A 25,123-nucleotide genomic window follows, 5' to 3' on the forward strand; every position below is an offset into this window, starting at 1 on the left:
CCGTTACTCGAGGATCAACGAGCGCTCGCCCGCCGCCACGCTGGCGCCGCTGGCATAGGCGCGCTGCACCGCCGGACGCGCCTTGAGGCGTTCGCGCCAGGCATGAATGTGCGGATACGCGGCCAGCTCGATGCCTTGGCGCGTCGGCTGGATCCACGGGAAGATGGCCATATCGGCGATGGAGTACTCACCCGCCACGAATGGCTGCTCGGCCAGGCGTCGCTCGAGCACGCCGTACAAGCGCTTGGCCTCGCCTTGCAGCAGGTCGAGGGCAAAGGGAATCGGCTCCGGGGTTTTCTCGAGGAACACCTGCAACTGGCTCAGGTACGGGGTCACATGCCCGACCTGCCAGAACAACCACTCCTGCACGCGCTGGCGCTCGACGCTGCCTGCGGGCGGCAGAAAGCGCCCGGCCCGATCGGCCAGGTAGTTGAGAATGGCCCCCGACTCGAACAGGCTCAGGGGTTCGCCTGCGGCCGCATGATCGACGATGGCCGGAATGCGGCTGTTGGCGCTGATGCGCTGGAAGCTCTCCAGGCGCTGCTCGCCGGTGCGGATATTGACCGGGATCAGACGGTAGTCGGCGCCCAGCTCTTCGAGCAGGATGCCGACCTTCAGGCCATTGGCAGTGGGCCAGTAGTAGAGATCGATCACAGTCCGTAGGCCTCGATCGAGGGGGTCATCTGCGACTTGTTGTAGAGCACCACGGCGCCGTCGGCCTTGACCCCGTAACGGTTTTCCAACGACTCCAGCGGGCGCCCGTACAGATGGAAATGCAGGGTCGCGTGCTCGCCATCGACGCGAATGCCATGCAGGTCCTCACCGAGGAAAGAGATCGAGGTGCCGGGCTGCACGATGACTTTCTGCTCCAGCTGCAGATCGGCGCGGGTCGGGTCGCTGCCGTCGTCGGCGCGGCGGAACACTTCATTGAGTTCCTGGCCTTCGATGGCGACGATCACGGCCCAGGTCTCGTGGTTGTGGGGGATGGTGCTCTTGCCCGGCAGCAGCGAGTTGACATACAGGGTCGGGGTCTGGCCGTCATCGTTGAGGCGATAGCGGAACTGTGTGGTGCCTTGAGCTTCGGTGGGCGCCGGGAAGCGCTCGAAGTTGAACAGCTCGCGGCGCTCGGCCAGGCCTTCGAGCAGGCTGACGATCTCTTTCAGCGCTTCGCGGTCGACGCCGCGCTGGTGGATCACACGGATTTTTTCGAGGAACGATTGCACAACGGAATCAGCGGACATGATGAGGTCTCTTCTCAGGCTGTTGGTTGGAAACGCACGGTTAAACGGAAATGCTGTAGCGGCTCAGGTTGCTGAACACATCCGGGCCGGGCTTGGCGTGGCGACGGCCACTCTCACCCAAGGCATGCCGCAGGAATTCCTGGGTGCGCTCGTTTTGCGGGTATTGGAAAATCTGCTCGGCGCTGCCTGATTCGGTGATCAGGCCGTTTTCGGTGAAATACACCACGTCGCTGATTTCTTCGGCGAAGCGCATCTCGTGGGTGACCAGCACGCAGGTCATGCCCTCTTCGGTGAGCTCGCGGATCACGGTGAGCACTTCTCCAACGGTCTCTGGGTCCAGCGCCGAGGTGACTTCGTCGAACAGGATCAGCTCCGGGCGCATGGCCAAGGCGCGAGCGATCGCCACCCGCTGCTGCTGACCGCCGGACAACTGCCCGGGGTAGGCATCGGCCTTGTGCTCCATGCGCACCTTGGCCAGCAATTGCCGGGCTTCGCGCTCGGCGTCGGCGCGGTTGCGGCCGAGCACCTTGCGCGGGGCGATCACCAGGTTCTCGAGTACCGAGAGGTGCGGGAACAGGTTGTATTGCTGGAACACGAAGCCGACACGCTTGCGCAGGCTGATGAACTCGGCCTCGCTGCTCAAGCCGTGCACTGCGGTGTCGGCGACCCGCAAGGTACCCGCCTGGGGGCGCAGCAACCCGGTGATGCAGCGCAGGATGGTCGACTTGCCCGAGCCCGACGGGCCGATGATCGACACCGCCTGACCACGCTCGACATCCAGGTCGATGCCTTTGAGCACGCGGTTGTCGCCGAACGCCAGTTGCACATCGCGCAGGCTGATCAGGGGTTCAGAAGGCATAACGGCGCTCCAGGCGTTGGGTCAGTCGGGAAATCGGATAGCAATAAGCAAAAAACAGCGCCAGCAGACTGAAGTAGATCAGCACCGTGAAGCCGGTGAGGTTGACGGTATTGCTGGCGATCTGCGCGGTGTCGATCAGGTCGTGCACGCCCACCAGCGACGACAGCGCAGTGCCCATGGTGACCACCGCGTAGAGGTTCATCCACGGCGGCAGCATGCGCTTGAAGCACTGCGGCAGGATGATCGAGCGAAAGATCTGACCGCGATCGAAGGCCAGCGAGCGCGCGGCTTCCCACTGGGTGCTGGGGATCGAAGCGATGGCGCCACGGAAGATCTCCGCCACGTTGGCACTGGCCGGCAGTGCCAGGCCGACGGTGACCTTGAGCCAATCCGGGAACGGCAGGTAGTGGCCGCCGACATGGATCTCGAACGGGAACACGTAGGTGGTGAAGTAGATCAGCACCAGCCAGGGCGCGTTGCGAAACACCTGCACCCACACTTTCGCGGCCCAGCGCAGCGGCTTGAGCGGCGACATCGCCAGTGCGCCGATCAACAACCCGGCCAGGGTGCCCAGGCCGATGGCGGTGATGCTGATCAGGATGTTCTGCAGCAGGCCGATGCCGAGTGCAGGCGACCATTGCCACAGCGCGGCGAACACTTCAGTGACCATAGCCAGGCATCCTCAGGCGTGTTTCAAGGGCACGGCCGACACAGTTGACCACGAAGCTCAGCAAGCCGAAGAAGGCCAGCAGCAGGATCATCAGCTCGATGACGTTGTCGCTCTGGGTCCAGATCATGATCGAGGCGTAGGTGACGTCGTTGACGGCGATGGCCGAGGCCACGGCGGTCATCTTCACCAGGTCGATGAGGTTGTTGACCAGCGCCGGCAAGGCGAAGCGCAGCGCCAACGGCAGTTGCACGTTCCACAGCAACTGGCGGCGATCGAAGGCCAGCGAGCTGGCGGCTTCGAGGGTCACCGCGGGCACCGCTTCGACACCCGCCCGCAGGGATTCGGCGTGGAAGGCGCCCTTGTGCAGAGAGATGACGATCACCACCCAGGCGAACGGCGTCAGCGGGTTGGCCGCGCCCACGGCCTGGGTCAGCAGCATGTTGAGGACCAGGAAGGCGCAATACAGCTGCACCAGAGTCGGGGTGTTGCGGGTGATCTCGATGAACACCCGCGCCGGCACTGCCAGCCAGCGGCGGCCACTGGTCAGTGCTGCTGCCAGGCCGACACCGACCAGCAGGCTGCCGATGATGGTCAGCAGGCACAGCCACAGCGAGGTGACCGCGCCGTCCAGCAACGTACCGCGCTGATAGGCGTCGAGCAGGAACTGGTAATTGAGGCCGAACTTGGCGGCCCCATCGACGAACCCTTGCATCATGCAGCGGCCCCGCGCGGCTTGAGTCTGGCGCAGGCGCTGGCAATGCGTTTGCCGGCTTCGGCAACACTGTCGGTGGCGGTCGCGATGGACAATCGGAACCACGGCGACAGGCCGTAGGCGCTGCCAGCCACGGCGGCCACGCCCTCCTCCAGCAACCAGTCGACCAGATCGTTGTCGCTGTCGATAACCTGGCCGCCCGGCGTGCTGCGGCCGATCAGGTCAGCGCAACGGATAAACACAAAGAATCCACCTTCGGGCTCGAGCACTTGCAGGCCTTCGACCTCGCTCAGCGCCTGCACCAGCAGATCACGGCGTTCACGGTAGGCGGCCACCTGTGGCTGGAGAAACTCCAGGCCGCCTTCGAAGGCGGCCAGTGCGGCGGCCTGGCCAACCGACGAAGCCCCTGATGCCGACTGCGACTGCACCACGGCCATGGCCTGGACGAGTTTTTGCGGGCCGGCACCGAAGCCGATGCGCCAGCCGGTCATGGCGTAGGTCTTGGAGACGCCACCGACCAACAGGCTGCGCGCCTTGAAATCAGGCGCTACGTTGAGCAGGTTGAGGGGCTGGCCGCCATCGAAGCGAATGTGTTCGTAGAGCTCATCCAGCAGCACCAGCACCTGCGGATGACGGCGCAGCACCACCGCCAGTGCTTGCAGCTCCGCAGCGCTGTACACGGCGCCGCTGGGGTTGCTCGGGCTGTTGAGGATCAACCAGCGGGTGCGCGGCCCGATCGCCGCTTCGAGCTGCGCCGGGGTGAGTTTGCAGCCGTGCTCGAGCGGGCATTCCAGCAGGATCGGCACGCCGCCGTTGAAGCGCACGCTGTCCGGGAAGGTCGGCCAGTACGGCACCGGCACCAGGACTTCGTCGCCGTCGTCCAGGGTGGCAGCGAAGGCGTTGAAGATGATGCCTTTGGCGCCGTTGGCGACGACGATCTGCCCCAGCTCGTAGGCCAGGCGGTTCTCGTCCTGCAACTTGCGCTGGATGGCCAGGCGCAGGGCTTTCACGCCCGGCGTCGCGGTGTATTTGGTGGCGCCGCGCTCGATGGCCGCGTAGGCCGCCTGCTTGATGTGCTCGGGGGTGTCGAAGTCCGGCTCGCCGGTGGTCAGGTCGAGAATGTCGCGACCCGCTTCACGCAATTCGGTGACCCGCGATTTGGCCGCGGCATTGGCCGACAGCGAGACGCGTTGCACGCGTTGGGACAGTTGCAGACTCATGAGGCCTCCAGCGGCAGGACCTTGCCGGGGTTGAGCAGATTGTGGGGATCGAGGGCCTGCTTGATGCGACGCATCAGGTTGAGCTCTACCTGGCTTTTGTAGCGTGGCAGCAGGTCGCGCTTGCGCTGGCCGACGCCGTGCTCGGCGCTGATCGAACCGCCAAAGGCGTGGGCGCTGTCGTGCACGAGCTGGCTGAGCACGGCGTAATGCACCATGTGCTCGGCGACGCTGGAGTTCAGCGGGTGAGCGACGTTGTAGTGCAGGTTGCCGTCGCCCAGATGGCCGAAGGTGAAATTGCGCACGCCGGGGAAGTGCTGCTGCAGCACGGCGTCGGTGTGCTCGACGAACTCATTGATGCGCGAGACCGGCAGCGAGATGTCGTGCTTCATGTTGCGCCCGGCGCGGGCCTGGGCTTCGCTCATGTTTTCGCGCAGCTGCCACATGGCTTCGCTCTGGGCCAGGCTCTGGGCGATGACCGCGTCTTCGATCAATTGGCTTTCCAGCGCGCTGCCGAGCACGGCTTCAAACAGGGCGCGGGCGCTGTCCTCGGCTTGCGGGTGGGACAGCTCGATCAAGGCGTACCAAGGCTGCGCGCGTTCACCGAACGGGAGCACCGACTCGGGAAACTGTTGTTGCAGCAAGGTCAGGCACGCTGCCGAGAGCAATTCGAAGGCGGTCAGGCTGGCGCCGAAGCCGCCGCGCGCATGGGACAGAAAGCCCACGGCGGCGGCCAAGGTGGGGAAAGCGACGAATGCGGTGCAGCGCGACTCGGGCAGCGGAAACAGTTTCAGCGTTGCTGCAGTGATGATGCCCAGGGTGCCTTCGCTGCCGATGTACAGGTCGCGCAGGTCGTAGCCGGTGTTGTCTTTGCGCAGCCCGCGCAGGCCGTGCCAGATCTCGCCTTCGGCGGTGACCACTTCCAGGCCCAACGTCAGCTCGCGGGTGTTGCCATAGCGCAGCACCCCGGTGCCACCGGCGTTGGTGCCGAGGTTGCCACCGATGGTGCAGCTGCCTTCGGCGCCCAGGCTCAAGGGGAACAGGCGCCCTACGTTGCGTGCGGCGGTCTGCACGTTGGCGAGAATGCAGCCGGCTTCGACGATGAGGGTGTCGTTGTCGGTGTCTACGTCGCGCACGCGGTTCATGCGGTCGAGCAACAGCAGCACCGAGCGGCCGCTGTCGTCAGGGGTCGCGCCGGCCATCAAGCCGGTGTTGCCGCCCTGCACCACCACCGGCGCCGAATAGGCCGCACAGGCGCGGACCACGGCGGCAACCTCTTCAGTGGAGCCAGGGTGAACGATGGCGGCGACGCGGCCGTGGTATTGGCGATGCTTGTCGCTCAGGACCGCCAGGCTGCTGTCCTCAGCTTGCACGTAACGCTCGCCGAGCAACGCCTGCAGGGTGGCGAACAAGCTCATTGCGCGGCGGCCTGCAACGGCGCCGCGTCTTTGTACTTTTCGTGCAGGGCCAGCAGCGCGGCGGAGGGGTGCATGCCGGTGCGGTTGCCCAGTTCGATCAACCAGCCGGAGCGGTGCCAGTCACGCACGATGGCGTCGATGCGCGCCTGGGTATCGTGCTCGCCCTTGCGCACCCAGATCACCGAATCGGACGGGATCAGATCGGTGGGCAGCGGGATTTCGTAGTCGGCCCATTCGGCGTTATCCAGCAAGCCGTGCATGGTCGGGCTGACGTGCACCGCGGCTACGCAACCATTGCCACGCAGCGACAGCAGCGACTCGGACTGACTGCGGAAAGCCTTGATCTGCGCGCCGTACTGCTGTTGCAGCGGCTCGATGAAGTTGCTGCCCTGGGACACGCACACCGGCTTGCCCTTGAGGTCGGCCCAGCTCTTGATGCCGGCACCCTTGCGGATGATCGCCGCGCCACCGACCTGTTCGTACGGGGTCGGCACGTAGTCGAGAATCTGCGCGCGCTCGTCGGTGTACTGCATGTTGGCGATCAGCACGTCGACCTTGCCCTGCTGCAGGAACTGCACACGGTTGGGCGCCAGCACAGAGACGGTTTCGGTGGCCACGCCCAGGCGCTTGCCTAGCTCTTTGGCCAGCTCGACGTTGTAGCCTTCCTGTTCGCGGGTCTGCGGGTTGATGGTGCCAAACGGCGCGCCGGTGAGCATCACGCCCACGCTGATCTGGTGGCGTTGCTGGATCTTGTCGAGGGTGGCATCGGCGTGGGCGACGCCCAGGCTGAGGCTGCAGAGCACCGCGAGGGTGGCGGCGATTGGGGTTTTCATCATCAGGTCCTTATCGGAGTATTCAGGCGCCTTCGGCGCTCAGCTCTTTATGCAGCTTGACCAGCGTTGGCGAGGCCGGGGTGATGTGGTTACTGCTCTCGTGCTCGATCAGCCAACCGCTGCGGTGCCAGCCTTTGACGATGGGGTCGAGGCGCGCCTGGGTGTCGGTTTCGCCGAGGCGGGTCCAGATCACCGAAGGGGCCGGATTGAGTTCCGGGGTAATCGCGCGGTAGGCCTGCCATTCATCGCCACGGGCCAGCAGTGGGTTGATCAACGTGGCGTCGTGCACGGCGGCAACGCAGTTGTTGCCGCGAAAGGCCAGCAGCGACTCGGCGGAGCCTTTGAAGGCTTTGAGCTCACCGCCCAGTTGGGTGATCGCCGGGATGTAGCTGCTGCCTTGGGAGATGCACACCGGCTGGCCCTTGAGGTCGGCCCAGGCGTGGTAAGGGCTGTCGGCGCGCACCAGCGCCGTGCCGCCCACGGTGTAGAACGGGGTGGCCACGTGGCCGAGGATCTTGTCGCGCTCGGCGGTCCATTCCATGTTGGCGATCAGCAGATCGACCTTGCCCTGCTGCAGGAACTGCACGCGGTTGGCAGGCAGCACCGAGACCAGCTCGACCTCGACGCCCAGCTGGCGGGCCAGGTCGTTGGCCATGTCGACGTTCAGGCCGACCGGTTTCTGCGTGCTGGGGTCGATGGCGCCGAACGGGCCGCCGGACAGCAGCACGCCGATCACCACTTTGTGGCGCTCCTGGATCTTGTCCAGCGTGGCATCTGCATGGGCTGTCGCGCAGACGCTTAGCGTGGCGGCAGCGACCAGAGCACTCAGTACCTGAACACGAGCCTTGAACAGTAACGACATGATGAACCCCCCTTCCCTGCCGCAAAAGGCGGCGCAATGGTGGGGCATGCTAGGGAGTTGGCGGGGCGGAAGGAAATTCAAATATCTAATATTGTTATAACTTAAAAGTCAGCCGGGCGTATCCGCCGGGCGCCTGACCTAGAAACATTGGGCTTCAGGTTTATGAGGATGGGGCTTTACATCCAAATACATAATGATTTTTAATGTTTTATCGTTGAATGCTTAAGCGTTGCGGACTGCTTTGCAAGGCTCGCTCCCACAGTGCCAACAGGTCCAGCGTCATGCACCTGTGGGGGCAAGGCTTGCGCGCGAAGAGGCCCTCAAGATCGCCCCACCTGGACCCTGCCAATGACCCAATCCACCCTGGAACTCGAGCTCCTGCGCACCTTCGTCGCCGTGGCCGACCAAGCCAGTTTCGGCGCCGCCGGGCGACAGCTGGGGCGCACGCAATCGTCCGTGACCCAGCACATGCAGCGCCTGGAGCAGCAAGCCGGCGTCAGCCTGTTCCACAAACAAGGCCGGCAAAAAGCCCTCACCGACGCCGGCCGCCAACTGCTGCGCCACGCCCGGCAGATGCTCGCCCTCAACGACGACATCCTTGACCGCCTGCGGGACAACAGCTTGAGCGGCATGCTGCGCATCGGCTCGCCCCACGACATCGCCGACACCATCCTGCCGCCGATCCTCAGCCATATCGCCCGCTCGGCGCCGAACCTGCGCCTGGAAATCGACGTCGGCCGCAGCCCGTTCCTGATGGACGATCTGCACCGCGGTAAAGTCGACATGATCATCTCGACCCGCACCGACCCGACCCTGCAAGGCTTCGCCCTGCGCACCTCGCCGGTGTGGTGGATCTGCGCGGCGCAGTATCAGCACGACCCCTCGCAACCGCTGCCGCTGGTGGTGGTGGATGAACCGAGCATCTTCCGCCGGGTGGCGCTGGAGGCCTTGGAAGCGCACAACATCCCGTGGCGCCAGGCCTATCTGGCCTCCAACCTGATCGGCATCAAGGCGGCAGTGCGGGCAGGGCTGGGGGTCACCGCGCGGAGCATGGAAATGGTCGGCCCGGACATGCGCGTGCTGGGTGAAAGCGATGGGTTGCCGCGGCTGCCAGATGTGACGTATTACCTGTGGGTGCGGCGTAACGCGGTGAATCCGTTGGTGCAGAAGGCTTATGAGCTGATCCGGACGAGTCAGGGGTTGTGAGGGCTTTTTGCGGGCAAGCTTTGCTCCCACGGTGCTAGCCGATCTTGAGTCGCACACCTGTGAGAGCAAGGCTGCGCGTTCGGCGGCGAAGAGGCCATCCGCATCAACACCCCCCTACCCCCAACCGTTAGCCTCGTCGATAAAGTGCATCACCGCACTCGAACGCTCATCGATACGGCAAATCAACGACAGTTCACTGACCATCTCCGGCTGAGGCAGCTCGATGAAATGCACCCCCGGCATGCTCAGTTGAGCCAAGGTCTGGGGCACGATGCTGATGCCGATCCCCGCCGCTACCAGCCCGGGGATGCTCATCAGCGACGGCACGTGAAGGATGTCCTGCGGGTGCAATTGATACGGACGGCACGCTTGCAGGGTATGGGACGTCAGGCCGATACCCGTCGGGTCCTGCAGGAACACGAAGCGCTCGTTGCGCAGGCTCGCCAGTTCGCCATTGAAGCCGGCCATCAGTCCGTGATTGTCCGGCACCAGCAGCACCAGCGGGCACTGGCTGAAGCTGTGGGTGCGCAGGCGCTCGGGCAGGTGGTCCTTGAATACCCGAGCGAAGCCCAGGTCCAGGTCGTGGCCGAGCAACTGCTCGAACTGCGTGCGAATACCGGCATCTACCAGCGATACCTTCACGCCGGGGAACGCGGTGAAGTAATGGCGCAGCAACTGCGGCAGGTTCGGCTCCAGCAGCGCCGAGTGGTAGCCAAGCTTGATCTCCCCCACTTCGCCACGCCGTGCCTGCCGCGCCGCCGCCACCGCCAGATCGCTCGATGCAATGGCTTGGCGGGCATGGGGTGCGAAGGCATGGCCAGCTGCGGTAAGTATCACTCCGCGGTTCTGCCGTTTGAACAACACCAGCCCCAGCTCGTGCTCCAGGGTGCGGATCAACTGGCTGAGCGCCGGCTGCGCGATGCCCAACTGTTCGGCGGCACGGCTGAAATGCTGGAGCTCGGCCGCTGCGACGAAGGCCTTGAGGTGTCGTAATTCCATGGCACTCCGCCATAAGGTGAACTTATCGATTTGTCGGGTTTTCGATAATTATCTTCTACTCCCGCAGGCGTACTGTCTACCCAGGTCGACAGCCCGCCCGGTGCGGCTATCGTCACCTTCATAACAACAATAACGAGGCCCAGCATGAGCACTTCGTCCGCAACGCCGCACGACTCGCGCATGTCGCGCAAGGCCGTGACAGCCGCCACCCTCGGCACCGCCTTGGAGTGGTTCGACTTCACCCTCTATGGCGCCGTGTCGGCGACCATTCTGCCCAAACTGTTCTTCCCGGCGATGGAGCCCACCGCCGGGCTGCTGGCCTCATTGGCGACCTTCGGCGTGGGCCTCGCGGCGCGACCACTGGGGGCGATCACCTGCGGCTACCTGGGCGACAAGCTGGGCCGCCGGCGCCTGATGCTCGCCACCGTGACATTGATGGGGCTGGCCTCGGTATTGATGGGCCTGCTGCCCACCTACAACCAGGTAGGGGTGTGGGCACCCATCTTGCTGGTGGTGTTGCGCATCATCCAAGGCTTCGCCCTGGGCGGTGAATCCACCGGCGCACAGTTGATGGCGCTTGAGCACGCCGCCCCCGATCGCCGCGGTCGCTATTCGGGGCTGCTGGGCATTTGCTCGCCTTTGAGCCAGATCCTTGCCAACGCCGTATTGCTCACCCTGGCCGGATTGCTCAGCGCCGAGCAGTTCGAGAGCTTCGGTTGGCGCATCCCCTTCGTGATGAGTTTCGTGCTGGTGCTGGTGGCGATCTTCATCCGTCTCAAGGTCGATGAAACGCCCGCCTTCGTCGCGTTGAAACAGACCCCGGTGAAGAAGGAGCGCAGCCCGCTCAAAGCGGCGCTGGGCAGCCATCGCAAGGCCATCCTGCGGCTGATGTTGTTCTTCTGCTCGCCGGCGGCGCTGTTCTACCTGATCGTGATTTTCACCCTCAGCTACCTCACCAAACACTTGGGCCTGAGCCAGTCGCTGGGCTTCAGCGCGCTGATGGTCGCCAATCTCTGCGCCATCGTCGGTGCCCTGGCTGGCGGTTACCTGTCGGACCGCTGGGGCCGGCGCAAGGCGTTGATGCTGGGATCGATCATGACCCTGGCGATCATGCTGGTGTACTTCCCGATCCTCGATACCCGCAACACCTTCGCCATCATGGCGATCATGGGCCTGTTCCTCGGCTTTACCCAGTTCCAGAGCGGGATCCAGCCAGTGGCTTTCGCCGAAGCCTTCCCCACTCAGGTGCGGTATTCCGGCTCGGCGCTGGCCTACACCGGCGCCAACCTGCTGGTCGGCGGGCCGATGCCGATGGTCGCCGTATGGCTGATGAGCCAATCGGGCAACTCGCCCTGGCCGCTGGTAGGCCTGTGCGCGGTGATCAACCTGGTGTCCCTGGCGATGATCGCCATCGGCCCGGAAACCCGCGGTGTCGATCTGGATCGCGTCACCGAAACGGCACCCGCCAGCCCCCAGAACCTCTCCACCTCCACACTCGTCGAGCAGCCATGATGAAAACCGTGTACATCCTCAACGGCCCCAACCTCAATACCCTCGGCCGCCGCGAGCCGCACATCTACGGGCACACCACCTTGGCGCAGATCCAGCAGCTGTGCGAGCGCACGGCCGACGGCCTGGACCTGACGTGCGAGTTTCGCCAGACCAATCACGAAGGGGTGATGGTCGACTGGATTCAGGAGGCGTTCGACTGCGGGGCGGCGCTGATCATCAATCCGGCGGGGCTGTCGTTTCATTCGATCCCGGTGCTGGATGCGTTGAAGCTGATCGAAGCGCCGGTGGTGGAACTGCATTTGTCGAACATCCATGCGCGGGATGAACTGCATCGGCATTCGATCATGTCGACGGTGGTGGATGGGGTGATTTGCGGGCTGGGGGCCAAGGGGTATGGCTTGGCGTTGCAGGCGGTGGCGGGGTTGCTGGAGGGGGACTGAGTAGCGGGTCGCTGGTGGCATGGGCCGAGGCACCCTTATAGAAATCCAGACCTTCATGGCTGAACCTCCAGCGATGCGGAACTCCCGTATCGCCGCAGGAACGGTGTTGCTCAGGCCGCAGGCAATTCCGGCGGCTTCATCAAATACTCCCCCATCTCTTCAGCTGCCTCATCCGCCAACACCCCCACCACTACCGTAATCCCCGCGTCGCGAAGAATCTCGATCCCCGCTCCCGAGTTCCTCGGATCAGGGTCAAGCATCGCCACCACCACTCGATCGACGCCGCTCTCGACCAGCGCCTCCGCGCACGAGGGCGTGCGGCCATGAAAGGCGCAGGGCTCAAGCGTGACGAACGCAGTCACCCCGTAACAATCGTCAGGCAGCCGACTCAACGCCATGGCTTCGGCATGATGTTGCCCGGGTGGCTGGGTGAACCCTTGGCTGAGCACGGCATCGTCCTTCACCAGCACGCAGCCCACCGGTGGATTGGGCAGGCACCCAGGCAAGGCCAGGCGGCCTTGGGCCAGGGCGAGACGCATGAAGTCGATATCGGTGGAACGGGTCATATTCAGCTCACTGGTAAATACGGCCGACAAGCGCTACTGGCTTGTGGCTAAGGCGTGCATCATGACAGGCGCAGCAACTTTTCTGAATGAAAGGATTCAGGGCCGGGTCTCAAGCACTAGCGGCGCCGCCCCGGTACCGCCCTGCAAGGACACCGTGCATGAACCTGCCCCTGAACGTCGTCGCCATCATGAAAGCCAAGCCTGGCAAGGAAGCTCAGTTGCACACCTTGCTGCAAGCAGCCCTGCCCCATTTCCAGCAGGAACCCGGCTGCCAGGCTTACGCACTGCTTACCGATCTTGAGGACCCGACCCGCTTCGTGTCCTACGAAAGCTGGGACGACGAGGCGGCGCTGCAAGCCCACATGAAGGCCCCGACCTTGACCAACGCCATGCCGGCGCTGGAAAAGATCCTCGCCGAGCCCATGCAGCAAATCCGCCTGAATCAATTGCCAGGCAGCACCGTTTGACTGCGCTGCTCCTGTAGCGAGGAGGCTTGCCCCCGCTTAGCGACGCTGGGGCATTCTAGCGGGCGCCCCCCCCTCGCACCAGACGTCAGGCGTCGCGCTGTTTGACCAGGCCTTCGAGGGTGATGCGCGTTTGCGCTACCAGCAAATCGCGCACCCGTTCCATGCGCTCACGGTCGATGCTGTCCCATTCCAGCGCCTTCAGGACCTTGCGCCGCAGCACGCGAAACGCCATGGCCTGGCTGTTGATGGCGAAGGTGCGGATGATGGTTTCCTCGTGCTTGGCCGGCATGCCGGTCAAGCGGCCGATGATCGCGCAGGTCACCTCGCCGATACGTTGATGCACCGAGTTGTCAATGCGCTCGAACGCGGGTGCCGGCCCGAGCTCGGCGTGCTCGCGCGCCATGAACTGCCGCCAGCTGGTCGACTGCGGGGTGTCGTGAATGAACGAAAAAAAACAGCCAAGAATGCGCAGGTGCGCGTCGATCAAGTGCGCGTCATCGGCTTCGTCAGCGCTCAGCAGCGCCTCTGCTGCCTCGACGGGCACCGCCACCTGCAGCCACACGCGCTTGAGAATGTACTCGATGCAAGCAACGTAAACGCCCTCTTTGTTATCGAAGTAGTACTGCAGGGCTGGGGCATTGACCCCCGCTGCTGCAGCGATCTCGCGGGTGGAGGCACCTTCGTAACCGCGCTCGCCGAAAATGCCCAGGGCCGCCTCGATGATGCGCTCGCGGGTCTCTTCACCGCGCTGGTAGCCGCCTTCAGCGGCGGGTTTATGTCGTGCCATGGGGAAGTTCTTCCTGAATTTGGATGAGGCGCGCTGACGAAAATATATCATTTGACAAAAATTCCGCCAAACTTCAACTTATTCCGACTGGAATACTTTGGAGCACCCGCATGACCGCTCAGCCCACCGCGAGCCCGCCTACCCCCACCGAGCAGCCCGCGCCTCCCGCCCAAGCCAAGCGTTCACGCTGGGTGCTGTTGTCCCTGCTGATCGTCGCCTTGGTCGCCGCCCTGCTGTGGGCCGGGCAATGGTGGCTGGTCGGGCGCTTTATCGAAAGCACGGACGACGCCTTCCTGCAAGCGGACAGCATGACCGTGGCACCCAAGGTCGGCGGCTATATCGCGCAGGTGCTGGTGGGCGACAACCAGACGGTGACCGCCGGTCAGCCCGTGGCCCGCCTGGACGATCGCAAATACCGCGCCGCCTTCGACGAAGCCCAGGCCACAGTCGCCGCGCGCCAGGCCGATGTCGCCAAGGCCGAAGCCGATCTGGTCCAGCAGGACGCCAGCATCGCCCAGAGCCGCGCCGACATGCAGGGTGCCCAAGCCGATGCCGGCCACGCCAAGGCGCAGGTCCAGCGCTATGCGCCGCTGGCGCGCTCGGGTGCCGAGACCGAAGAGCGACTGGCCGATCTGCAAAATGACATGGCCCGCGCCAGCACCAGCCTGGCCGCGCGTCAGGCCGCCTTGCGCGCCAGCCAGACCCGCATCGGCACCTTGCAGGCGCAGTTGCTGCAAGCCCGCGCACAACTGGCGGTGGCTCAGGCCAGCGCTACGCAGGCGGGGCTTGATCTTGAGGACACCACGGTGCGTGCGCCCATCGATGGCCGCGTGGGTGATCGCAGCGTGCGCGTTGGCCAGTTCACCCAGCCCGGTACCCGCTTGCTGACCGTGGTGCCGGTGCAGGCGCTGTACCTGACCGCCAACTTCAAGGAAACCCAGATCGGCGGCATGCGCCCTGGCCAGACGGCCACCGTGCACGTCGATGCGCTGTCCGGCCGCGACCTGGTAGGCCATGTCGACAGCATCACTCCGGGCACCGGCTCGCAATTCGCCCTGCTGCCGTCGTCCAACGCCACCGGCAACTTCACCAAGATCGTCCAGCGCGTACCGGTGCGCATCCAGGTGGACATTCCCGATGACGTGCGTCAGGTGCTGGTACCGGGCCTGTCGGTAAATGTCGATGTCGATCTCCGCAGCCAGGCCCACGATCGTGGCTGATGCCCTGCCCCTCAGCGCTGCCGGCAAACCCGCCAACGCCTCGTTCACCGACTGGATCGCCGTGGCGGCCGGGTCGCTGGGGGCATTGCTGGCCACCCTGGACATCTCCATCACCAACTCCGCCTTGCCGCAGATCCAGGGCCAGATCGGCGCCACTGGCACCGAAGGCACCTGGATTTCAACCGGTTACCTGCTCTCGGAAATCGTCATGATCCCGCTGGCGGCGTGGCTGACTCGGGTGTTCGGCTTGCGGCGCTTCCTGATGACCATGGCGGTGCTGTTCACCCTATGCTCGATGTACTGCGGCATGTCCAACAGCCTCACGGCGATGATCATCGGCCGCATCGGCCAAGGTTTCGCCGGCGGCGCGATGATTCCGACCGCGCAGACCATCATCCGCACGCGCCTGCCAGCGCACCAGATGGCCATCGGCATGACGGTGTTCGGCCTGACCGTGCTGCTCGGCCCGCTGATGGGCCCGGTGGTGGGCGGCTGGCTGACCGAAAACGCCAGTTGGCGCTGGTGTTTCTTCCTCAATCTGCCGGTCAGCGCGGCGCTCATTACTTTGCTGTGGACCGGGCTCAAGTCCGACAAGATGGACCTCGAGCAGTTTTTCAAGGCCGATTGGCTGGGCATTCTCGGCCTGGCGCTGGGCTTGAGCTCGCTGACCGTTGTGCTCGAGGAAGGCCAGCGAGATCATTGGTTCGAATCGACCATGATCGTCACCCTCAGCGTGCTGATGGTGATCGGCTTCCTGCTGATCGCCGTCGGCCAGTTCACGGCGAAAAAGCCCATTGTGCGCCTGGCCCTGCTGCGCAATCCGCGTTATGCCAGCGTGATTATCATCGTCGCCGCCGTCGGAGCAGGGCTGTATGGCGTGTCGTATCTGCTGCCGCAGTTTCTCGGCACGGTGGCCGGTTACAACGCGCAGCAGGCCGGCGGCATCATGTTGTTGTCAGGGGCTCCGGCGTTCTTGTTGATGCCGTTTTTGCCGACGCTGCTTAACCGCTATTCGGCGAGGGTGCTGGTGTGCATCGGCCTGCTGATGTATTTCGCCAGTTGCATGCTCGACATCAGCCTGACCGCCGACAGCGTGGGCCACGACTTCTATCTGTCGCAGATCCTGCGTGGCTTTGCCCAGATGCTGGCGATGATGCCGCTCAACCAGGCGTCGATGGCCGCCGTGGAGGCTCACGAAGCAGGCGATGCGGCAGGCCTGTACAACATGGCGCGCAACCTCGGCGGCTCGATCGGCCTGGCCTTGCTCGGCGTGTTGATCGACCGCCGCACGCACTACCACGACGAGGTCATTCGCGAGTCGCTCACCGCCAACAGCAGCATCGGCCAGGCACATATCGCCAGCAGCAGCGCCTCGTTTCTAGCCCAAAGCGGTGACACCGCCCTGGCGCAACTCCAGGCTTACGCGCAGCTGGCCAGTACCATCGCCCGCGAGGCGACCGTCATGACCTACAACGAATCCTTCTTCCTGCTGGGCCTGGCGCTGCTGGCCTGCGTGCCCTTGGCATTGACCCTGAAGAAGCGCCCGGCGAGTGTTAAACAATGATCCAGCGTTCCCTGTTATCGACCCTGATCCTCATGGCCCTGGCCGGCTGCACTGTGGGCCCTGACTACCACGGCGCTCCCGCGGTGGCTGAGCACACCCTGCAGGCCCGGCGCCTGCCCCATGCGCCCGAGAGCCCGCAGGCTGCACCGGCCGTTGCGCGGTGGTGGCAGCGCCTGGCTGACCCCGAGCTGGATGCGCTGATCAGCGCGGCACTGGCCCACAACCCCGACATCGCCTCCTCCCGCGCGGCCTTGCAACAGTCCCGCGCGGGGCTGCGCAGCGAGCAGGCCAGCGGCATGCCCAAGGCCAGCATGAGCGCCAACATGCTGCGCATGCGCTCACCCGATATCTCATCCTTTACCGGCGGCGAAAGTGGCGGCGGACGCGGGCCGTTGAGCCTGTATCTGGCGGACTTCGATGCCAGCTGGGAAGTGGACATGTTCGGTGCCACGCGCCGCGCCATCGAGGCGGCCTCGGCCAGCGCCGACGCCGCCGCCGCGCAACTGGCCGATGCGCAGGTGCAACTGACGGCCGAAGTCACCCAGGCTTACGTCGGGCTGCGTGAACAGCAGGCGCGCCTGGCGTTGGTGGATGCCACCGCCGACCTCGAGGCCCAAGTGCTCGACCTCACTCAGCAACGCCGCAGCCGTGGCGTCGCCTCGCAGTTGCAGCTTGAACAGGTGCTCACCCAGGAGCAGACCACCCGCTCGCAACGCTTGCCGTTGCAGGCGCAGATCATCGAATCCCAGGATCAATTGGCCGCCCTGTGCGGCCTCGAACCGGGTGAACTGGACGCCCGCCTCGGCCCGGTCAAGGCGCTGCCGACACTGCCTGAGCAACTGCCGATTGCCGACCCCGCCGCGCTCCTCAAGCAGCGCCCGGACATCCGCGCCGCAGAGCGCCAGTTGGCGTCGAGCAACGCTCAGATCGGCGAAAAGACCGCAGACTGGTTTCCCAAGCTGAGTCTGATGGGCGACCTGGGCTTCTCTGCGGGTGATCCTTCGCATCTGGTACGCAAGGACAACGGAACCTGGCTGATGCTGCCGCGATTGACCTGGAACGCCCTGGATTTTGGGCGCGTTCGGGCCAGCGTCGACAGCGCCAGGGCCGGCCGGGACCAGGCCGAGGCACACTATCGCGGCGTAGTGCTGGGCGCCTTGCGCGATGCCGATGTGGCGCTGTCGCGCTACGGCCATGACCGCCAGAACCTGGCCCTGCTGATCAGCATCGAAGACTCCGCTGCCCGCGCCGCCGAGCTGACCCGCGAACGCTATCGCGCCGGTACCGCCAGCACTCTCGACTGGCTGGACGCGGAACGCACGCGCTTCGACGCTCAGCAGAATCGCATCGGTGGGGATGCGCAGTTGCTCAAGGATTTTGTGTCGTTGCACAAGGCGCTGGGGCTGGGTTGGCAGTCTTGAGGCTGGGCAGTATGCGGCGTTTGCGGGGCTCTACAGGACCTCTTGGCCGCCGCTACTCCTGTGGCAACACCTTGCCAGGATTGAGAATCCCCAACGGATCCAGTGCCCGCTTGATCGCTTGCATGGCCTGCAGCGCGGCGCCGTGCTCCAGGGTCATGAATTTGATCTTCCCGGATCCAATGCCATGCTCGCCGGTGCAGGTGCCTTCAAGACGAATCGCCCGCTCCACCACGCGCACGTTAAGCGCTTCGGCTTCCGCCAGCTCGGCAGGGTTGTCGGGGTCGACGACCATGCCCAAGTGGAAGTTGCCGTCGCCCACATGGCCGACCATACCGACGAAAAACGACGCCTTGTCGACATCTTCGGCGGTTTCGGCAATGCACTCAGGCAACGCCGAGATCGGCACGCACACATCGGTGCTCCAGATCCGCGCATTGGGACGCATCGCCTGCATGGCATAATGCACGTTGTGGCGCGCACGCCAGAGGCTGCGACGGGCATCGTCATCGGCGGCGAACTCGAAGCTCACGGCGCCCATGCCCTGGGCGATTTCACGGGTCAATTCCAACTGCTCGGTGACGCTGGCCGGCGTGCCACCGAACTCGAAAAACAGCGTCGGCGCCTCCACCAAGGCCAAGCGCGAGTAGCGATTGACCGCCCGCACCGTGCGCGCGTCCAGCAGCTCGACCCGCGACACCGGAATACCGTACTGAATGATCGCCACCACTGTACTCACCGCCGCCTGCACATCCCTGAAGGCACACACTGCGGCGCTGAGCACTTCCGGAATACCGTAGAGGCGCAGGGTCACTTCGGTGATGATCCCCAGGGTGCCTTCAGAACCGACGAAGACCCGCGTCAGGTCATAACCGGCCGCCGACTTGCGCGCCCGGCTCCCGGTCTTGATGATCTCGCCGTTGGCCAGCACCACGGTCAGGTTCAGGACGTTCTCGCGCATGGTCCCGTAGCGCACCGCGTTGGTCCCCGAGGCACGAGTCGCAACCATGCCGCCGAGGGTGCTTTCACCGCCCGGATCCACCGGAAAAAACAACCCGGTGGTGCGCAGCTCGGTATTGAGTTGCTGACGGGTCACGCCGGCCTCGACCGTGACGTCCAGATCATCGGCGCGCACCTTGATGATCCGCTGCATGCGGCTGAGGTCGATACACACACCACCTTGCTGCGCCGCAACGTGCCCCTCCAGCGACGTACCGCCGCCAAAGGCGACGATCGGCACACGCCGTGCCGCGCAGACCCGCACAATCGCCGCGACTTCCTCGGTGGTTTGCGCATAGCACACGGCGTCGGGGGCCTGGCTGGCGTGGTAGGACTCGCCGCGACCATGCTGTTCGCGCTCGGCCAGTCCGGTGCTCAAGCGCTCGCCGAGGATGCTGCGCAAGGCGTCGAACAGGTCTGGCACAGAGAAGAGAATAGCGCTCATGAAAGGGCCCTTCAGGCGGATTATTGTGGTTTCCCGACGCAGGAAATGGCTCAAGCGTAGACGATCCGCCGAGAGTTCGCCGCCCCTTCACACGCGCACCATTCATTCCCGCGCCTGGACAACCTGAATCAGACCTTGAAGCGCGCTACCACTTGATTCAGCTCCACGGCCAGGCGTGACAGTTCGTGGCTCGAAGCACTGATCTGATCCGCCCCCGAGGAAGACTGCACCGACAGATCGCGGATGTTGACGATGTTGCGATCGACTTCGCGGGCCACTTGGGCTTGCTCTTCTGCGGCGCTGGCAATTACCAGGTTGCGTTCGGAGATTTCGTTGATCGAGGTCGCGATACGGCTCAACGATTCACCCGCGCCCTGGGCCAGGGCCAAGGTCGAGCCCGCTTGTTCGCGGCTGACCTGCATCGATGCGACCGCCTCGCTCGAACCGCTGCGCATCGCCGAGACCATGCTGTCGATCTCCAACGTCGATTGCTGGGTGCGATGGGCCAAGGCGCGAACCTCGTCGGCCACCACCGCAAACCCGCGCCCCGACTCACCGGCACGCGCGGCTTCGATGGCGGCGTTGAGCGCCAGCAGGTTGGTCTGCTCGGCGATGGCGCGAATCACGTCAAGCACCTTGCCGATGTCCTGGGAACGGTCGGCGAGGTTCTGCACCAGCACCGAAGTGCCCTGGACCTGGGTCGTCAGGCTTTCGATCGACTGCACCGTCTGCAGCACGCGGCTCTGGCCATCCTGAGCGGCGCTGTTGGAATCGCTGGAGGCCTGCGAGGTGGACACCGCATTGCGCGCCACTTCGTCCACGGCCGAGGACATCTCGGTGACGGCCGTTGCCGCCTGTTCGATCTCGGCGTTCTGCTGATGCAGGCCACGATGGCTGTCTTCGGTCACGCTGTTCAGCTCGGTGGCCGCCGACGACAACCGGGTTGCCGAGTCGTTGATCAGTCGCAGCGTGGTGCGCAGGTTGCCTTGCATCTGTTCGAGGGCGCGCTGCAGGCGGGTGACTTCGTCCTGGCCGTCCACTTGAATCGTTTGTGTGAGGTCGCCGGCCGCCACTTGCTCGGCAGCGCGCACGGCGCCTTCGAGGGGGCGAATGATGCTACGGGTCAGCCACAGGGCTAGGATCACCGTCGCGACGCCGGCCAGCAGAATGAACACCAGCACGACGTTGCGCGACTGGTCGTATTGGCTCTTGGCGGCCTGGCCTTGCAGGTCGACCTGCTTCTGGTAGTAGTCGCCCAGGTCAGCAAGCTGCTTGCCGGAACCGTCGACCACCACCTTCATGTCCACCAGCAGCAGTTTGTTCAGCGCGGCCATGTCGCCACGCTCGGCGATCACAAACGATTGCGCCAGGCCTTGCTGGTACTCGGCGAGATTCTTGCGAAAGGCGTCGTCGAGGGTTCTTTCTTCGGCGGTATCGACGTATTTGCTGAACGTCTGCAGGCGCTCGGCGAGCTGCTGGCTGCGGGCGTCCATCTGGCTGTGATAGGTGCTGATGTTCTTGGGGTCCGGATCGAGCGCCATGCGCAGGGAGATGGTGCGGATGCGCAACATCGCTTCCCGGATATCACCCACTACGCGCAGACTCGGCAGCAGGTCGGTCTCGACCTGTACTTCGTTCTGGCGGATGTCAGACATCTGACTCATCGCGAACCAGCCCAGCAGGGCCACCAGCAGCGAAATCAAGGTGAAACCGATGCCCGCGCGGCGGGCGATGGTCAAATTGCGTAGGGTCATGACCGTAGGCTCGTTATTGTTGGGGTGTACGATCGGATAGTCGTCGTACGCCTCAACGCTATCGGCGGATCAGGGTGCGACTTGAGGCAGTCCGGTTATGCGCGGTGAGGCGAATGGCCCCTTCGCGAGCAAGCTTTGCTCCCACAGTGCACACCGGTCCAGAGTCCTTTGTGGGAGCAAGGTTGCGCGTTCGATGGCGTGCAGGCGCGGATGACGTGTCACGCTTGCTCGACAACCACCCAGCGCGACTCTTGCGCCGCCAGTCGAATTGCCGCCGCCAGCCGTTCCACCGCCAGAGCCCCAGCAAAATCGGTGCCTCGCTCGCCCCGCCCCGCCAAGGCCATGATCAATTCATGGACTTCCAGGGTTTTCAGTTCGTTGTAGCCCAACTGGTGCCCTGCCGCCGGGCTGAACGCGGCGTAACCCGGCAGGTGCGGCCCAGCCAGCAGGCGCTGGAAGCCTGCCTCGCCCGCGCGGCACAGGCGCAGTTCGTTCAAGCGCTCTTGATCGAAGGCCAAGGTGCCCCGAGTGCCGCTGATCTCGAAACTGAGGTGGTTCTTGTAGCCGTGCTTGAGCCAACTGCTGCTGACAGTGCCTCGCGCACCGCTGGCGAAACGCAGCAGTGCGTGGACCTGATCGTCGACGCCGATATCGCGCAACTCCAGGCTGCCTTTGCTGGCCGGGCGCTGGCGATGCACGGTGTGGGTGTCGGCGCACACCGCTTCGACATCGCCCAGCAGGTAGCGCGCCATGGACAACAAATGACTGCCCAGATCCGCCAGTGCGCCGCCCGCATGCTGCGCCTCGCAGCGCCACGACCACGGCGATTGCGCGTCGGCCATGAAGTCTTCGCTGAACTCACCCTGAAAGCTGATGATCTCGCCCAGCTCGCCGCTGTGGATCAACTCACGCGCCCACTCGATCATCGGGTTGTGCTGATAGTTGTAACCAACACGGGTGACCACCCCGGCCCGCTGCGCCGCCTGTTGCATCTGCTCGGCCTGCTCGAGGCTCACCGCCAGGGGCTTCTCGCAATACACCGGTTTGCCGGCGGCCAGAGCAGCCATCGCCATGGGGTAATGCAAATGATTGGGCGTGGTGATGGCGATGAGGTCCACAGCAGGGTCGTCGATCAACTGCTGCCAATCGCTGTGGGCCTGGGCAAAGCCCCAGGCCTGAGCACACTGCCGGGCTCGCGAGGCATCGGCATCGGCCAGCGCCGCCAGTTTGAGCTGGAATGGCAGCTCGAATACCGCGCTGACGTTGCGAAACGCCAAGGCATGGGCCCGGCCCATGAATCCTGTGCCGATGAGTCCGACGCCCAGCTCAGGCAAGGGATGGCTATGGTTGGAATGCTCGGCCATGGGGAAGATCACCTTTGAAATTTTTGTTTTGGGTACCGTCTTTATAGAATAATAATTCCCGCTCATCAAGAAATAGAAAAATTATCCCCGATGCCTACAGCTCCATAGCGGCCCCCTGAGGAATCGCATCGTGGGAATGCAGGCTGTGCCGGTGACAGCTCCTTGTCTCGACCCACCGACGGTTTCAAACATCGACCCAATGAAATTTTCTGAACTGTCCGAGTCGGCCGGCGCTCTACCTATCACGCAGCGTCCGCCTGGCGTTCGCGGCTTTCTTGCCGCGATTCAATTTGACTGAAGAGCTATGCCCATGAACACGATGACGCTTGATGGCGGGGTTTCGAGTGCCGCCGAGACCGCTTTCCAGAACAAATCCCAATCGCGAGTCCAAGAAGGCCAGCCTTATCCGCTAGGTGCCAACTGGGACGGCTCGGGAGTCAATTTCGCGATCTTTTCCGCCCACGCCACCAAGGTCGAACTGTGCCTGTTCGACGCCGAGGGCAAGGAAGAAATCGAACGGATCGAGTTGCCCGAATTCACCAACGAGATCTGGCACGGCTACCTGCCCAATGCCCGCCCTGGCACCCTGTATGGCTACCGAGTGCACGGCCCGTACGATCCGAAAAATGGTCATCGCTTCAACCATAACAAGCTGCTGATCGACCCCTATGCCAAGCAGATCGTCGGTGAGCTGCAATGGGATGACGCGCTGTTCGGCTACACCATCGGCCACCCCGATGCCGATTTGTCGTTCGACGAGCGTGACAGCGCGCCGTTCATGCCCCGCTGCCGGGTCATCGATCCGGCCTTCACCTGGGGCAACGTGCCTAAGCCCAGCGTGCCGTGGGACAAGACCATTTTCTATGAGGCCCATGTGCGCGGCTTCACCAAACAGCATCCGGGCGTACCGGAAGACGTGCGCGGCACCTTTGCGGCCTTCCATGAAAGCGATGTGGTGGACTACATCAAATCCTTGGGCGTGACGTCGGTCGAGCTGATGCCGATCCACTATTTCCTCGATGACAATCATCTGCTGGAAAAGGGCCTGCACAACTACTGGGGCTACAACACCCTGGCCTTCTTCGCCCCTCACGCGCGCTACATGGCCGGGCAGTCGATCGGCGAGTTCAAGGTGATGGTCTCGCGCATGCACAAGGCCGGGCTGGAGGTGATTCTCGATGTGGTCTACAACCACACCGCCGAAGGCAACGAGATGGGCCCGACGCTGTCGCTCAAAGGCATCGACAATGCCAACTACTATCGCCTGATGCCGGATGATGCGCGCTACTACATCAACGATACCGGCACCGGCAACACGCTCAACATGAGCCATCCTTGCGTGCTGCAGATGGTCACCGACTCGCTGCGCTACTGGACCCAGGAAATGGGTGTGGATGGTTTCCGCTTCGACCTGGCGACCATTCTTGGCCGCGAGCCCCATGGTTTTGACGAAGGCGGTGGTTTTCTCGACGCCTGCCGCCAGGACCCGGTGCTCAACGGCATCAAGCTGATCGCCGAGCCATGGGACTGTGGCCCGGGCGGCTATCAGGTGGGTAACTTCCCGCCCGGCTGGATGGAGTGGAATGACAAGTTCCGCGATATCTCGCGCGCTTTCTGGAAAGGTGATGACGAGCAGATCGGCGATTTCGCCAAGATCCTGCTGGCGTCGGGCGACCAGTTCAACCAGCGAGGCCGCAAGCCGTCCTCGTCGGTGAACTTCATCACTGCGCACGATGGCTTCACCCTCAACGACCTGGTCTCGTACAACGAGAAGCACAACGAAGCCAACGGCGAAGACAACCGCGACGGACACTCCGACAACCGCTCGTGGAACTGCGGCGTGGAGGGCGAGACCGACGATCCCGAGATCATCGAGCTGCGCTACCGGCAGATGCGCAACCTGCTGGCCACCTTGTTCCTGGCTCAGGGCACGCCGATGCTGCTGGCCGGCGACGAGTTCGCACGCACCCAGGGTGGCAGCAACAACGCCTATTGCCAGGACAGCGAAATCGGCTGGATCAACTGGGAGATCAGCGAGAAGAGCGCCGAGCTGCAGGACTTCACCCGGTATTTGATCGACCTGCGCAAACGTTATCCACTGCTGCGTCGCAATCGCTTCTTTACCGGGATGTACAACGAGCAGTTGGACATCAAGGACGTTACCTGGCTGCAGCCCAGCGGCGAGGAAATGGGCAGCGAGCAATGGAGCGATGGCAACAACCGCTGCATGGGCATACTGCTCGACGGCCGTGCGCAACCGACCGGGATTCGCAAGGCCGGCGGTGATGCCTCGTTGCTGATCATTGTCAACGCGCACTATGACGTGGTGGACTTCGTCTTGCCGGCCGTGCCGCAAGGTCAGCACTGGCTGTTGCAACTGGACACCAACCAGCCAGATCTGGATGCGGGCGACAAGTTCGAGTTCAACAGCAGTTACCAGGTAACTGGGCGCTCGACCCTGCTGTTCGAAATGGCAGTGAGCAAGAAGAAGCGCCGCGCTTCGTAACACCCTGTGCTCGCGAAAGAGCTTTAGCCGCACGGTAAATTCTGTGCTGCTTCCTCCAGCCGCT

General features: G+C 63.9%; 23 protein-coding genes. 8 read left to right on the plus strand and 15 right to left on the minus strand.

All coding sequences use genetic code 11. The features are described from left to right. Nucleotides 1-3: 3 nt before the first annotated feature. The 9 genes from LIX93_RS14375 to LIX93_RS14415 are packed head-to-tail and all read right to left on the minus strand — an operon-like array spanning nucleotide 4 to nucleotide 7,812. Entirely contained in the window at nucleotides 4-654 is a 651-nt protein-coding gene (locus LIX93_RS14375; RefSeq protein ID WP_226504723.1) for a glutathione S-transferase C-terminal domain-containing protein, read from the minus strand. Further along, a complete protein-coding gene (locus tag LIX93_RS14380; RefSeq protein WP_226504724.1) occupies nucleotides 651-1,241 on the minus strand; it encodes a cysteine dioxygenase in 591 nt (196 codons plus the stop codon). The genes LIX93_RS14375 and LIX93_RS14380 overlap by 4 nt, the downstream gene beginning before the upstream one ends. Before the next feature lie 40 nt (nucleotides 1,242-1,281). Further along, complete coding sequence (locus LIX93_RS14385) at nucleotides 1,282-2,100, minus strand: amino acid ABC transporter ATP-binding protein (RefSeq protein WP_226504725.1); 819 nt, start codon at nucleotides 2,098-2,100, stop codon at nucleotides 1,282-1,284. Next, nucleotides 2,090-2,770 (minus strand): amino acid ABC transporter permease, encoded by a 681-nt coding sequence (locus tag LIX93_RS14390; protein ID WP_226504726.1) that lies wholly within the window; start codon nucleotides 2,768-2,770, stop codon nucleotides 2,090-2,092. The genes LIX93_RS14385 and LIX93_RS14390 overlap by 11 nt, the downstream gene beginning before the upstream one ends. Beyond that, nucleotides 2,760-3,485, minus strand: coding sequence for an amino acid ABC transporter permease (locus LIX93_RS14395; RefSeq protein WP_226504727.1), 726 nt, complete (start codon nucleotides 3,483-3,485; stop codon nucleotides 2,760-2,762). Before LIX93_RS14395 ends, LIX93_RS14390 begins: the two co-directional genes overlap by 11 nt. Next, nucleotides 3,482-4,702 (minus strand): aminotransferase class I/II-fold pyridoxal phosphate-dependent enzyme, encoded by a 1,221-nt coding sequence (locus LIX93_RS14400; RefSeq protein ID WP_226504728.1) that lies wholly within the window; start codon nucleotides 4,700-4,702, stop codon nucleotides 3,482-3,484. Before LIX93_RS14400 ends, LIX93_RS14395 begins: the two co-directional genes overlap by 4 nt. After that, the gene (locus LIX93_RS14405) at nucleotides 4,699-6,117 is read right to left on the minus strand and encodes an FAD-binding oxidoreductase (RefSeq protein ID WP_226504729.1); all 1,419 of its coding nucleotides are present in this window, start codon (nucleotides 6,115-6,117) and stop codon (nucleotides 4,699-4,701) included. Before LIX93_RS14405 ends, LIX93_RS14400 begins: the two co-directional genes overlap by 4 nt. After that, on the minus strand, nucleotides 6,114-6,950 hold the full coding sequence (locus LIX93_RS14410) for a transporter substrate-binding domain-containing protein (protein WP_226504730.1): 837 nt from the start codon (nucleotides 6,948-6,950) through the stop codon (nucleotides 6,114-6,116). Before LIX93_RS14410 ends, LIX93_RS14405 begins: the two co-directional genes overlap by 4 nt. A gap of 22 nt (nucleotides 6,951-6,972) precedes the next feature. Then, complete coding sequence (locus tag LIX93_RS14415; RefSeq protein WP_226504731.1) at nucleotides 6,973-7,812, minus strand: transporter substrate-binding domain-containing protein; 840 nt, start codon at nucleotides 7,810-7,812, stop codon at nucleotides 6,973-6,975. Nucleotides 7,813-8,160: 348 nt separating this feature from the next. Between LIX93_RS14415 and LIX93_RS14420 the strand changes: the two genes are divergently transcribed. Beyond that, a complete protein-coding gene (locus LIX93_RS14420; RefSeq protein WP_226504732.1) occupies nucleotides 8,161-9,018 on the plus strand; it encodes a LysR substrate-binding domain-containing protein in 858 nt (285 codons plus the stop codon). Nucleotides 9,019-9,132: 114 nt separating this feature from the next. Here the strand turns inward: LIX93_RS14420 and LIX93_RS14425 are convergent, their stop codons facing one another. Next, a complete protein-coding gene (locus LIX93_RS14425) occupies nucleotides 9,133-10,017 on the minus strand; it encodes a LysR family transcriptional regulator (RefSeq protein WP_226504733.1) in 885 nt (294 codons plus the stop codon). Between the two features lie 144 nt (nucleotides 10,018-10,161). On the opposite strand from LIX93_RS14425, the gene LIX93_RS14430 reads away from it, so the two are divergent. Both LIX93_RS14430 and LIX93_RS14435 read left to right on the plus strand, forming a co-directional pair. Then, on the plus strand, nucleotides 10,162-11,529 hold the full coding sequence (locus LIX93_RS14430; RefSeq protein ID WP_226504734.1) for an MFS transporter: 1,368 nt from the start codon (nucleotides 10,162-10,164) through the stop codon (nucleotides 11,527-11,529). Next, on the plus strand, nucleotides 11,526-11,969 hold the full coding sequence (locus LIX93_RS14435; RefSeq protein WP_226504735.1) for a type II 3-dehydroquinate dehydratase: 444 nt from the start codon (nucleotides 11,526-11,528) through the stop codon (nucleotides 11,967-11,969). The genes LIX93_RS14430 and LIX93_RS14435 overlap by 4 nt, the downstream gene beginning before the upstream one ends. A gap of 110 nt (nucleotides 11,970-12,079) precedes the next feature. Here the strand turns inward: LIX93_RS14435 and LIX93_RS14440 are convergent, their stop codons facing one another. After that, nucleotides 12,080-12,535, minus strand: a complete 456-nt coding sequence (locus LIX93_RS14440) for a bifunctional diaminohydroxyphosphoribosylaminopyrimidine deaminase/5-amino-6-(5-phosphoribosylamino)uracil reductase RibD (RefSeq protein ID WP_226504736.1) — start codon at nucleotides 12,533-12,535, stop codon at nucleotides 12,080-12,082. Nucleotides 12,536-12,693: 158 nt separating this feature from the next. Here LIX93_RS14440 and LIX93_RS14445 point away from each other — a divergent pair, with 158 nt between their 5' ends. Further along, nucleotides 12,694-13,002: a putative quinol monooxygenase gene (locus LIX93_RS14445; protein ID WP_226504737.1), complete on the plus strand. Its 309-nt coding sequence runs from the start codon at nucleotides 12,694-12,696 to the stop codon at nucleotides 13,000-13,002. Between the two features lie 85 nt (nucleotides 13,003-13,087). Here the strand turns inward: LIX93_RS14445 and LIX93_RS14450 are convergent, their stop codons facing one another. After that, nucleotides 13,088-13,789 carry a CerR family C-terminal domain-containing protein gene (locus tag LIX93_RS14450; protein WP_226504738.1) on the minus strand — a complete coding sequence of 234 codons (702 nt, stop codon included), beginning with the start codon at nucleotides 13,787-13,789 and terminating at the stop codon, nucleotides 13,088-13,090. A gap of 110 nt (nucleotides 13,790-13,899) precedes the next feature. Between LIX93_RS14450 and LIX93_RS14455 the strand changes: the two genes are divergently transcribed. From LIX93_RS14455 to LIX93_RS14465, 3 genes are read left to right on the plus strand one after another with little or no spacing between them, the layout of a single operon-like run. Further along, entirely contained in the window at nucleotides 13,900-15,009 is a 1,110-nt protein-coding gene (locus LIX93_RS14455) for an HlyD family secretion protein (protein ID WP_226504739.1), read from the plus strand. Then, the gene (locus tag LIX93_RS14460) at nucleotides 15,002-16,573 is read left to right on the plus strand and encodes an MDR family MFS transporter (protein WP_226504740.1); all 1,572 of its coding nucleotides are present in this window, start codon (nucleotides 15,002-15,004) and stop codon (nucleotides 16,571-16,573) included. Before LIX93_RS14455 ends, LIX93_RS14460 begins: the two co-directional genes overlap by 8 nt. Next, on the plus strand, nucleotides 16,570-17,994 hold the full coding sequence (locus tag LIX93_RS14465) for an efflux transporter outer membrane subunit (protein WP_226504741.1): 1,425 nt from the start codon (nucleotides 16,570-16,572) through the stop codon (nucleotides 17,992-17,994). The genes LIX93_RS14460 and LIX93_RS14465 overlap by 4 nt, the downstream gene beginning before the upstream one ends. A gap of 52 nt (nucleotides 17,995-18,046) precedes the next feature. Here LIX93_RS14465 and LIX93_RS14470 read toward each other — a convergent pair whose 3' ends face one another. The 3 genes from LIX93_RS14470 to LIX93_RS14480 all read right to left on the minus strand — a co-directional run bounded on the left by LIX93_RS14470 (nucleotide 18,047) and on the right by LIX93_RS14480 (nucleotide 22,523). Further along, nucleotides 18,047-19,435 carry an FAD-linked oxidase C-terminal domain-containing protein gene (locus LIX93_RS14470; protein ID WP_226504742.1) on the minus strand — a complete coding sequence of 463 codons (1,389 nt, stop codon included), beginning with the start codon at nucleotides 19,433-19,435 and terminating at the stop codon, nucleotides 18,047-18,049. 128 nt (nucleotides 19,436-19,563) lie between these two features. Then, nucleotides 19,564-21,189 carry a methyl-accepting chemotaxis protein gene (locus LIX93_RS14475; protein ID WP_226504743.1) on the minus strand — a complete coding sequence of 542 codons (1,626 nt, stop codon included), beginning with the start codon at nucleotides 21,187-21,189 and terminating at the stop codon, nucleotides 19,564-19,566. A 218-nt stretch (nucleotides 21,190-21,407) separates the two neighbouring features. Further along, a complete protein-coding gene (locus tag LIX93_RS14480; RefSeq protein ID WP_226504903.1) occupies nucleotides 21,408-22,523 on the minus strand; it encodes a Gfo/Idh/MocA family oxidoreductase in 1,116 nt (371 codons plus the stop codon). Between the two features lie 349 nt (nucleotides 22,524-22,872). Between LIX93_RS14480 and glgX the strand changes: the two genes are divergently transcribed. Beyond that, nucleotides 22,873-25,059, plus strand: coding sequence for a glycogen debranching protein GlgX (gene glgX, locus LIX93_RS14485; protein ID WP_226504904.1), 2,187 nt, complete (start codon nucleotides 22,873-22,875; stop codon nucleotides 25,057-25,059). Nucleotides 25,060-25,123: the final 64 nt, after the last annotated feature.

The organism is Pseudomonas sp. MWU16-30317 (assembly GCF_020515695.1).
Lineage (GTDB): Bacteria > Pseudomonadota > Gammaproteobacteria > Pseudomonadales > Pseudomonadaceae > Aquipseudomonas.